The sequence below is a fragment of the Shigella sp. FC1661 genome (assembly GCF_001712525.1).
Classification (GTDB): Bacteria; Pseudomonadota; Gammaproteobacteria; order Enterobacterales; family Enterobacteriaceae; genus Escherichia; species Escherichia coli.
On sequence record NZ_MDGW01000406.1, the window covers coordinates 1 to 780 of the forward strand.

Below are 780 nucleotides of genomic sequence, written 5' to 3' on the forward strand. Positions count from 1 at the left end.
GATCTCACTCCCGTCAGGCACCCGCATCTGGCTCGTTGCTGGGATAACCGATATGCGTAAGTCTTTCAACGGGCTGGGTGAACAGGTACAGCATGTGCTGAATGATAATCCCTTCTCCGGTCACCTGTTCATCTTCCGTGGCCGACGGGGTGACATGATTAAAATCCTGTGGGCTGATGCTGATGGTCTGTGCCTGTTCACCAGACGCCTGGAGGAAGGCCAGTTTATCTGGCCTGCTGTGCGTGACGGCAAGGTATCCATTACCCGCTCGCAACTGGCAATGCTCCTCGATAAGCTGGACTGGCGTCAGCCAAAAACATCCCGCCTTAACGCACTGACAATGTTGTAAAATGTCATGGCCGGATTATAAAAACGGCCATGAATCAAAAATACCTCATTCGCATTGCAGAACTGGAATGCCAGCTCCGTCAGAAAGACCAGCAACTGAGTCTGGTTGAAGAGACGGAGGCCTTCCTGCGCTCTGCACTGGCCCGCGCCGAAGAAAAGATCGAAGAAGATGAACGGGAAATAGAACATCTGCGGGCTCAGATAGAAAAACTGCGCCGGATGCTGTTCGGTACCCGTTCTGAAAAACTGCGTCGTGAAGTTGAACAGGCTGAGGCCCTGCTGAAACAACGCGAACAGGACAGTGATCGTTACAGTGGGCGGGAAGACGATCCGCAGGTTCCCCGCCAGTTGCGACAGTCTCGTCATCGTCGCCCGTTACCGGAGCATCTGCCCCGCGAAATAAATCGCCTGGAGCCAGAAGAAAGCTGTTGC

Annotated in this window: 2 protein-coding genes; both read left to right on the forward strand. The window is 53.8% G+C overall.

Translation table 11 applies throughout. The annotated features are described in order from the left end of the window. Nucleotide 1 precedes the first annotated feature (1 nt). Nucleotides 2-349, forward strand: a complete 348-nt coding sequence (tnpB, locus tag BFF42_RS19065; protein ID WP_039060015.1) for an IS66 family insertion sequence element accessory protein TnpB — start codon at nt 2-4, stop codon at nt 347-349. A gap of 29 nt (nt 350-378) precedes the next feature. After that, the coding region (locus BFF42_RS19070; RefSeq protein WP_216080603.1) for an IS66 family transposase at nt 379-780 on the forward strand (402 nt) is incomplete at its 3' end.